Origin of the sequence: Pseudomonas aegrilactucae, assembly GCF_019168305.1 — a bacterium.
GTDB lineage: Bacteria > Pseudomonadota > Gammaproteobacteria > Pseudomonadales > Pseudomonadaceae > Aquipseudomonas > Aquipseudomonas aegrilactucae.
In genome coordinates this window covers 1-9,507 of record NZ_JAHTBI010000106.1, presented here as the reverse complement: position 1 = coordinate 9,507, position 9,507 = coordinate 1, and the positions used below count along the sequence as shown (strand labels likewise).

Here is a 9,507-nt window from a genome sequence, read left to right as displayed (position 1 = left end):
AACTACCTTGAAAAACGCCGATCATTAGACCACTACACAATGGAACTGGTCAAACACTGGGGCATTGCCACAGGGGCGAGCAATCAGGATGACTGGGTCTCCTGGTATGTAGCGCAGACGGATGAGCAGCCCAACTACTCAAAGCTGCTTGAGCGCCTGGCGGCGACCCAAACCGAACGCAGAGCCATAATTCAGGGCTTTCTCGAACCGAACGAGCAGGAGGCCGAGGACGGTCTTAAGCTGCCCACACGGGCACACCGAGCTATCGCGAACATGGTCAAGACGGGCCACATTCGCGTGATTGCGACAACGAACTTCGATCGCCTGATGGAAAATGCGCTAAGAGATGTCGGCATCGAACCGACCGTGGTTAGTTCAGCTGATAGCTTCGCCGGCGCGGAGCCGCTTACCCATTCGACCTGCTACATCCTAAAAATCCATGGCGATTACAAGGATGCGAGGATCCTCAATCCGTGCTGAGCCAAAGGGTGATTCACACCGATGAAACGCCCGTGCAAATGCTTACGCCAAGCGAGAAGAAAACCCTCTGGGCCTTCGGCTGCATGGCTCACCCGATTTCACACCCCATTTACACCCATTTCTACAATCCTAATGGGTAAGCGGGTAAGGAAGGTATCCTGACGGATATCCGTAACGACCATTTACCTGATCACTACCAAGAGACCACGCTTGGCCCACTCCGCTTCATCGACCCCCCTAGCTACAGCTTCGTAAATTTCCCTAAAAACTTCATTAGGCTGTAATGACCACTGCACTGATTGTGCTTTAAGTCGCTGGAGGTCTGCTGAAGCTACAAATATTGAGCGCTCAAAATCACTTCCGTCTCCTACGAGAGGATCCAGATCCGTGCTCGTTAAAGCGTCGAGTAACACCTCTACCATGAGAGAGTTGATAGATAGGCTTGTTACTAGAGTACAGACGCCGCGGCCTACTGGCTGCGACAGGTCGTCGACATGCTGCGCAGTGTAAAACTCGACGATGGTTCCCATGCTAGATGCCCCCCACCGCAGGCTCGTCCTTAAAATCCATATTCTTGCGAGTCTCTCTTATTGAGATGATCAAGCTTGTAACCGAAATCAACGACAAGCTGCGCGACCGCGTCAGCTGTCCAATCCACCATGTCGAACATCGTGATATCGGAGTCGGCACCCCGCTGCAGACGCCCCAGTTCAAGATCAACCTGTCGCGCGAACTCCTTGTGAGAGAGCAACAACGCGTTGACACAGCCTCGGAAATCTTGCTGAGCAAGGTTGTGCATAACCTTGGCCCATGCCCCAGCCAAGATACTGTCGCCCTTGTCAAACTCTCCGCTGGCAGCAGCATCCTGCAGCCTTAGCGCATGGCGCTGGGCGGTGTCGTAGTCAAGATCAACCAGCGCAGCCAATGCTTGCGATTGGCCGCGTTCCAAATTGTAGAAATCATCGGATGGAGCGGATTTGAGAATGGCAGACGCAAGCTGCCGACGAGCGGCGTGATCTTTGCGTCTGATCGCCAGACTTAGCTCCACCAGCAGCAGCTCGGGGGCAGGCCTAAACGCTTCCGCAAGCTTGCACCCCCACTGGATTAAGGTCTTGGCACCAGACTCAAAATCGGCTTCGTGTCCAAGAATGGCAGTGGCGGCCAGCCACTCTAACAGCCCTCCCCGCGCAGCAAGCGCCACGGTGATGTCTTGGCTGGCACGGGCAATGTTCCAATTGCGCTCCATTTGCGAGAATGCAGCCTGATTATCTTGCACGGCTTGCCCTGCCAGCTCTCGGGCCATTGCTTGGTGTTTAAAAGGCCTGCCCATGTTCATCTGCATTCAGCGTTTACCCTTGATGTCTTGATCGGACTGTTCACCGCTGCATCCCCCCTGGCCGTTACGTAACAAAGGCTCAGCGAACGGTAGGCATCCATGATCAATTTGCCTGCCTGCTGCCGGGCAGCTACATGGGCCGGCGCCGTGCCACTCTTCCATTTCCGCATAGCCTTTTGCATGTATAGCGCACGTGAAGGCGCATACATGATCTCGTTTTGACTCACCGTCGGAGCAATGTGCCCCATTTGACGAATGAGCTTTGAGGTTTTCACGACCCCAAAACCGCTTTTCCCGCCCTTCGCCTCACCCACCACGAGCAGTGGTTGCGATGCCCCAGGTATGGCCACGCGCACAACGACATTCACATTGTATGCACCAGCACACTCCAGATACGCGAGCGCCCCAAAAGTGTCGGTAGCCCCCACATAGCGACTCCCTGGGTAGGTACCGGACTGGGCAACGATCCCTCCAGCTAGATCTTCTCCTAGCAGGGCGGACGTTTCATACAGCCAGGCAATCAACCCAATCTCCTCCTTGATCGCTCTTAGCTCCTGAATTGTTCCACCCTGAGCAGCGTGCAAGATGAGCTTTTGCTTCGCAGCATCGGAACGCCCTTTGAGCGCAGTGCTGTCAAGCGAATGGATACTCTTCCAAGCTTGCGCACAGAGCTCCATTGCTTGCAAGTGCCTCGCAAGTGCCAGTGCCCCATTGAGCCGAGCTACGAACAAAGCATCACGTGCGCGCTTCCCGTAAATGACGACACTCTGCGGGGGCATGGTGCCAACGGCGTGCTGCAGCAATTGAATCAAGCGATCAGCTTCTGCCTGCAGTGGTTGACCTCCAGGGATCAGCAGAAGCTTGATCAAGGCGTCAATTTGGGCGCCGTGAGCACCTCCGCCACCACCCGTACGAGGATAAGAAGTCAATCCACCGCTCATGTGCTAGCCCCCTCTGAAAGCGATGAGATCAAACCTCCACCCCGCTTGTTGAGCAAGCGATGGTGTTGGGCTCTCTCAACGGTTTCGAGCGAAGTCCAGATTTTTCCTTCAATTTCTGAGCAGTCCTTTTCGTTTGATATCAACAGCGGCAGCAGCTGCGTCAGAGCATCGCGCGCTTCGATCTTGTGCTGCTCAACACTTTCAAGAAGCAGGGCAAGCCGCGTGCAAAATAGTGGCGAAGACAACTCCGACGCGGCCCCCTCCAACGCTAAAGCGGTTTTAACCCCTGCAGGGGTCAATCGGAGCTGGCCCATATGGACGGGCGCCTCCAGGAGCCCTTTACTGACAAGCTTTTCAAGGGCGGATGCGCAGGTCGACGGACGACCGATATTCATCTGCTCCATCTCAAGCAAAAGCCGATCAACCGTCATGAACCAGCGCCCTGCCGACTCACCTTCAAGATCAACCGGCGCATCAGACAAGTCCGAAAAATGGTATTGCAGGAACGTGGCGTCATTCTCAGGCACCGCTTGTTCGATAAGATGAAGTTGCTCCGGCGTGAGCTTCTCGCCAGTGACCCCCTCAAAACGAACACCTAGTCGCCTCTGACCTGAAAAGACGTAATCAACCCGGGCTCGGATCACCTTTGATCCTGCTTCCCCGACAGACTCCGCAAAGCAGAAACGATCCCAGATAATCTGGTAGATATCGCGGCACACCGGATTATTGAAGGCGCCTTGCAGGACAGTAGGCGGTGCGGCTCGATCCAGCGGGGTCACAGGAGGATGGCCGCTCGCGAAGAACGGCGGAATGATCGGATCCTCAGGCTCAAAACCTTCGCCGCCGACGCTTTCTCCCCACGAGCCGTCATACAGGGCCTGTAACGCCTCCATGCTTCTCCAAGGAAGGTGGCCAAATCGCTGCCAAGCTTCTGCGAGCAAGGAGAATGTGCCAGCCACAGGCGGCTGTACTTGTTCTCGGATTATCTCCGGTGGGCTTAGCAGGTCTAACTTGGCAGACCCCAGCTTGGCAATTATCTGCCCCACCTGCGAGGTGCGAGTGAGGTCGCGCTGCTCACTGATATCGAACAGATAACCTGTGAGTTGTTCGCTGCCCACGCGTACCTTCACGCGTATCCGACTATGCGCCTGAAGCGATACTGCTCGCCGGGCATGGTCAAGAATCAAGCGCAGAATCGCCCCCTGAACTCGTCCCACCAGCTTAAATTTGGGGGATCGTCCGCGAGGGTCGGTGCAAGCGCCACTCCTGACCAAGTCGCCCAACTCACGCATGTCGATGCTACCGCGGCGCAAACCGTCGTGACAAAAACGCTGCGTCACCAACAAGTCGACGATCTCTCGCACTGATTCGGCGGCCACCCTGCGCTCATCGATACCACCTGGAGTACTGAACGCAGCTCTAACGGCTGGGCCGTTGATCGCCCCCAAACGAACGCGTAACAGGCTCTTGCCTGAAGCGCGCTCCTTGAGCAATCGCTGGACTTGCCATGCGATCAGCTCTCCCATGCGATCGTCATCAGTCGCGACGACGATATCCTCCACCGCGTCGATGATCTTGCTGACTTCGCCCAGAAAGGCTCCAGCGCTTGCCTCGTTTCGAGGAAAGGGTATGAGTCCCCCGGCAACGTCTACGCCACCTCGGATGGGAAGATACTGGAGCGCTCCGTGAGTAGCGATCACCGCGCAGCTCTTGCCAAGAATTCGAGCTAGGGTCTGCTGTTTCCCGCCCGCCTCGATAACTACCAAGCGCCTTGGGTACAGCAATCGAGCCTCAGGGGTTTTGCGCAGATAAGCGCCGAGAAGGTGGATAGGCGCAAGACCCGCTTCATTTGCTTCGGGGGCCGGAAACAGCCGCTTCGGATGTCCAAAAACGATGAAGGAAGATTTCGCTCGCGACACAGCCACGTTCAACAGAGAAGCATCCCTATCCATGAAGCTACCTGCCGCTTCATCAGGGCCTTCAACCAAGCTGAAGCAGACGATAGGTCGTTCTGCACCTTGCAGTTGGTGGACAGTACCGACCGTGACTTTCTTGATGTCATCCACGGTGGGCCAAGGGATCGAGCCGGCACCTCTCAACTGATCGAACACCTTTTCGAGCTCAGAACGTAGGAGGTTGGCCTGAGGGCGGTAGGCAGTAATCAGCGCGACAATATCCTGAATGGACTTGCCCTTCGTTGCAGGATCGGTCTGCCAGGCAGGCCAGCGCTCACCGATCCAACTGGTGATGTGCTCCACCTCCATAGGATTGGATAGAGATCCGCCCTTGCGGACAGGTTTGCTCTCTATCGAAACCCACGACATGGCAGGTTCGTGACCAGGGTTGCCTTCAGAGGTTCTGGGTACCAGCGTCTTGTTGTAGCTGAGCGCATTACAGTAACCGATGATGCTTGGCTTACAGCGATAGTGGTACCGCAAGGTGATCCCAAGATCCTTTTCCTCTCGCCACTTCGACACCAATCGGGCAGCAGCAAGTACGCTGCCATCAGCAATCGACAAGCGTGACTGCTTCAGATCATTGAGGCGGTTGAAGACTCCTGAAGCTGACGCGACAGCAATCTCGCTGAGCGATTTGTGGTTCCAAATAGGCTCTAGCTGCTTCAAATCCCCCACCACTGCCGCTCTTTTAGCCATCAGCAACGCTGGGCCGGCAAGCTCCGGAGATGCCTGGCCCGCCTCATCAATTACCAAGAGGTCAAACAGGGCAAAAGAATGTTTGATCGCGCTATCGCCCTCAACCAAAGGGCTAATTTGTCCAAGCGTTGACACGTTATGCAGCGTTGAAACCAGACAAGGGGTCAGCATGCAAAGTCGACGCAACGACTCTTCGACATTGGCAGGATGTCGGGAGAACAGGCGCTCGCGTTGAGCAAGAAGAAAACGTCCTTCCCAGTACCGCGCCGCCCAGTGAAACGCGTCACAGCTAAACGTCAGGTCAATCGCACCTCGCGCCGCATCTGCATCCCCACGGTTCTTTTTGAGATTGCCTATGAGCCTATCCAACTGTCCGTGGCGATCAGCGTGCCAAATCGTTGCCGGGGTTGGCCGAGCATTTTCAAGCAGCGTCAACCAGTCAGGATCATCCTTCGCCAAATGCTCCAAAAAGGTGTCCCGCAACTTTACCGTGAGGCGCAGTTTCTGGTGCACAAGTTCAACGGCAGCTTCCATGCTCGACAGAGCGTGCTGAGGGAATACTTTTCTGGCGTGTACAAGATAGGCCTCCTCAAGCTCCAATGCGTTGTTAGGCGTCAAGACCGCTGGCCTATCCTTGTACGACCAAAGCATGCCTGTAGAGCCCCAATCGCTTTGCACACAAACAAACCGAGCGAGCTCCGCTTGTTTGTCCGTATTGCCCAGCATGCTCTTAGAGGCAAAATATGCCCCATAGCTAGGCACCCCTGCGATCCAACGCTGGGCGTGAGGCAGTAAGTCGTCAGGATGAGGCGCCTTGCCGAAGGCCTCGATAACGTTGGTAACTGATTGGTTGGTTGCACCGCAGGCCACGACGATCGGACATGCCTCTTGGCTTAAAGCTGCACTGACCCACCGGCTGGCAACAACCGCACGCAGCATCGAAGTCTTGCCGCTCCCAGGTGGGCCATTGATTGCTTGAATCTCGCCCTCTTGAAGACTGGCAACAGCGCAGGCTGCTCTGCGCTGGGAGTCATCCAATGGAAACAGAGGGCGATTGCCTTTGGAGTCGTCGTACTCGTCAATATGGCCGGTGATCAGGTTAGCAATCCCCCTTGGCATACTGGCGGCTTGGAGCGCCTGCTCACCACCACAAAACCGTTCGAACAACGCAACCTTGGGGCGCTCTTTCGCATCGAGGAAGCTCGTGTAAACATCAACCATCGCCTTCGCCGCAGAGCCTTGCGATGGGAATACGACGGCACGAAGCACCCAATTGGCAGAATCTTTCTTAGCTCTATCGCTTGAGGCCCCAGCCTCCTTGGCAAGTGTTTTCAGCTTTTCAAGGAGCGCTTCATCCTGGTCGACCTTGAGCAACTCGCGCACAACGTTCAGCGGTGTCAACCACCACGTTGCCCAATCCACCTCCAGTGACTTGTCAGCAGAGAGTTGTCCCAGCGCATCGAACATACGTTCATTGGCCAGGTGACCATCAGCGATCGCAAAGGCATCCCCCCTCTGATCAGGAGACAGATAAGCAGGATTCAAGATAGGTGCCGCTGCGGCTCGGGGTGCTAGGAATTTTTCTTCAGCCAGCAACGCGGGAACAGCAAGCAACGGATGACGACTCACGAGGCGCTTGTCACGATTGTTGAGCTGACAGAGCATGAAGACGACAGCCACATCTTCGCCGACCAATCCATCCTCAATCTGGGTTGCGACCTGAGTAACCTCGTCCAACGTCAGTATGAGTTTGTGCGCCGGCGCGTCTTTAGACTTGCCACCGAAAGAGCTGAAGTTGACGTAGTCCAAGCCCCCCTTCCAGTAGGCGGCAACATCCTCAGGGGGCAACACAGGGGCGCGCGGTTTAGGCGACACCGGATTGCTTTGTGAATTAGGCTCGATTGGCACGTGAGGCTTGGCTGGCGAGTGAGCCTCGACCAACAAGTGAGGCGCGGGTGTTGGATCAGGGTTGGCAGGCGAACGGAGCGTCACGGAAGCATCAACTGGGGTGGCGCCGCGTAGCGGTGGAGTGCTCTCAGTTGCTTGAGCTGAAAAGAGCGCGGACAAGTTTTTTTAGAAAGGTACTCAGCGCTCCTCTCATGCTTCACCTCGCATGGGCAGGGATCGATGCAGACGGCCGACATTCCAGTAGGGCGGATTGCCAACTAGCTGGACGATGGCCGTTGCTCCCTTGGTCAGCCCGCCGTAAACAATCTCCTCGCGCTTGAGAAAGCCGTTGACGTTGCCGCGCCCTACCCTTCGATCTTTGATCTCAAATGTGACTTTCACTTTTCGATTTTTCTTTTTGGTTGAGTCGCTTCCAGCAGGAATATCCTGGGGATCGATCTCATCATTTTCCAATGGATCGGCGTCCACCTCGATGGACTTGCTTTCATCAATATCATCGACAGCGACGACGGTGCCCTGAACCCAATCAATGGCCTCTTTGAGGGTTGGCTCACGCATCGGGATCGGGGCGACAAGCTTTTGGGTATTCCAGAAACCCCGGGCGTTCCAGACCAAGATCACCTCGATGCAACCGATGCTCAGGCAGTCGATCTCTTGGGGGGAGCCCTCCCGCAAGACAGTTTGCGCATGCTCGATATAGTCCTGGGCCCGGCTCAATGCGCTTGGGTCACCTAAGTCGACTCTCACAAGGGATGGAATCGACTGACGCTGCAGCAACGTAGTGAAGACGTGTACTAGAGGCCAAATCGAGAGGCCTGGCAACCTGACTGCGAAGGGCACACTTTTACTGGAATCGTCCGAGCTCCAGTCCCGCAGCGAGAATGCGTGGAATGCGATTAGCGGGTCATTGATAACCGTTGATAGCGTGGGTGCCAGAATTTCTGTCACCGTCCAATCCACCTCATTCAGCAGCGCCAGGAAGGTGAGTTGCTGCCCCCGCTCTACATGAGCAAATCTTGCCGCCCGGAGCACCTTGGGATCCAGCGTCGCGTGCGCTGCACCAGGCTGTCCAGGTACAAGCTTGATCCGCCAGGAATGTTGGCCGCCAACCATCGAATCAGACTCAACAAACCCCGTGAGCTCAACCTCAACCGGCCTGGCGCTTTCGGCAATCTCAACGACACGCCAGCGCCCTTTGCTCAACTGAATCTTGCAGTCAAATGGCACGCTGAGCTCTGGCTGGCTTTTCAACGCCTTCGGGCTGTAAATCGCCTCAGGCGTAGGTGAGTCAGGCGTCAGCACCTTCGCCCTCGCGTATTGCCCATAGGGCCCGTCTAACCACTGCTCTACGCAAGCACTGACTGCGAGGGGTGAAGATTCCATTTCCTTGGACATTGGTGCGCTCTAACGTGTTGATAAATGCTCAAGGAGGTGAACCGCTCCAATGCACGGGGGCTGGTACTGCAGAGTCGGCAAGATTACCTCAAAAAAGCCTGATCTAGAGCCTTCGCAATGCGATGAACGTAGCCGACCTACCAATCCTACTTCCTGTGCAGCCACGACTCAGAGTGCCTTGACCGCGCCTGGGCGGTTGCGCTGCTTGATCTTCTCTGCCAAGCGCTCTCCATCACTGCCGGGCTTGAGAGCAAAGAGTACATTTGTACTCAACAGCCGAGCGCTTTATGCAGCTGCTCTCCAACGGCTCAATGTCCTCTCCATCCTCAACCGGTATGCTCGAACTGATTGTTTGTCGGGTCGTCGCGCAGTGGGCGGCTGCCATCAGGAGACTGATTCAATCGGCGTGCTACCGACGCGCTACACCAGCGTATCCAAGACATCGGGGATGTGAAGCAGTGCCCTCCGCCTAACCCACTGCCGACTCAGGGAGTGGAGGCCGAGTAAGGGCTTAATTCGTTGAAGGCGTCTAAGGTGCTGAGGGGTACTTGGACAGGATACTGTCTTTAAAATTGGAGCTCTGTTTCGAATTGCCGAGGCCCTAACCTGCTTAACGCCCTCGCCCACGGTCTGCCATTCATGATTGAACGCATCATGCCCAAAGCCTCCGGCGACGATGGGGTGCATTCAGTCAAATATACCCATATGAATGCCTAGCGAGAAAATAGAACTCAGTCGAATACATTTTTATGATGTATTTGATGCACTCTTCCCTAGGGATTCTCCGATCAAG

General features: G+C 55.7%; 5 protein-coding genes and 1 pseudogene. 2 read left to right on the top strand and 4 right to left on the bottom strand.

All coding sequences use genetic code 11. The features are described from left to right. The first annotated feature begins 39 nt into the window (after nucleotides 1–39). Both KUO17_RS26995 and KUO17_RS27445 read left to right on the top strand, forming a co-directional pair. Nucleotides 40–480 carry an SIR2 family protein gene (locus tag KUO17_RS26995; RefSeq protein ID WP_341869647.1) on the top strand — a complete coding sequence of 147 codons (441 nt, stop codon included), beginning with the start codon at nucleotides 40–42 and terminating at the stop codon, nucleotides 478–480. Continuing rightward, nucleotides 468–557 (top strand): annotated as a pseudogene (locus KUO17_RS27445) (hypothetical protein); the annotation flags it as partial. The gene KUO17_RS26995 and the pseudogene KUO17_RS27445, both read left to right, overlap by 13 nt. A gap of 482 nt (nucleotides 558–1,039) precedes the next feature. Here the strand turns inward: KUO17_RS27445 and KUO17_RS23835 are convergent. The 4 genes from KUO17_RS23835 to KUO17_RS23820 all read right to left on the bottom strand — a co-directional run bounded on the left by KUO17_RS23835 (nucleotide 1,040) and on the right by KUO17_RS23820 (nucleotide 8,714). After that, a complete protein-coding gene (locus KUO17_RS23835) occupies nucleotides 1,040–1,822 on the bottom strand; it encodes a hypothetical protein (RefSeq protein WP_217978031.1) in 783 nt (260 codons plus the stop codon). After that, nucleotides 1,813–2,757 (bottom strand): hypothetical protein, encoded by a 945-nt coding sequence (locus KUO17_RS23830; RefSeq protein WP_217978030.1) that lies wholly within the window; start codon nucleotides 2,755–2,757, stop codon nucleotides 1,813–1,815. Before KUO17_RS23830 ends, KUO17_RS23835 begins: the two co-directional genes overlap by 10 nt. Further along, on the bottom strand, nucleotides 2,754–7,220 hold the full coding sequence (locus KUO17_RS23825) for an AAA domain-containing protein (RefSeq protein ID WP_217978029.1): 4,467 nt from the start codon (nucleotides 7,218–7,220) through the stop codon (nucleotides 2,754–2,756). The genes KUO17_RS23830 and KUO17_RS23825 overlap by 4 nt, the downstream gene beginning before the upstream one ends. A 288-nt stretch (nucleotides 7,221–7,508) precedes the next feature. Then, nucleotides 7,509–8,714, bottom strand: a complete 1,206-nt coding sequence (locus tag KUO17_RS23820; protein ID WP_217978028.1) for a hypothetical protein — start codon at nucleotides 8,712–8,714, stop codon at nucleotides 7,509–7,511. Between the last annotated feature and the right edge of the window lie 793 nt (nucleotides 8,715–9,507).